Raw genomic sequence first — 284 nt, 5'->3', positions numbered from 1 at the left:
AACTGCGGGACCGCATCCGGGCGCGCCTGGCGGAAGCCGCCGACCTGTTCCGGGCGGATCCGGCAGCGATCGATGCCAATCAACGCGATAACGAAACCGACCCGCTCAAACGCCTGCGCAATACCTGTCCGGATGAGAGCTGGGCCGCCAACGCGCGCCTGCTCCGGGTACAGGCCTTTCTCGCGGCAGTAGGCACTGAGTTCGGCCTCAGACATGGAGGCGGTTTCAATCACAACAGCCAGCTTGGCTTCAGGGGACCAGTCCTCCCCGGTATTACGATGACC

1 protein-coding gene is annotated in these 284 nt (G+C 64.1%); it reads right to left on the bottom strand.

The genetic code is table 11. From position 1 onward, the window contains the following. A partial coding sequence (locus EZI54_RS24160) for a hypothetical protein (RefSeq protein WP_165495882.1) occupies positions 1 to 215 on the bottom strand: 215 nt, incomplete at its 3' end. Between the last annotated feature and the right edge of the window lie 69 nt (positions 216 to 284).

The organism is Marinobacter halodurans (assembly GCF_004327985.1).
Classification (GTDB): Bacteria; Pseudomonadota; Gammaproteobacteria; order Pseudomonadales; family Oleiphilaceae; genus Marinobacter_A; species Marinobacter_A halodurans.
This window is presented reverse-complemented; position numbering and strand designations above follow the sequence as displayed.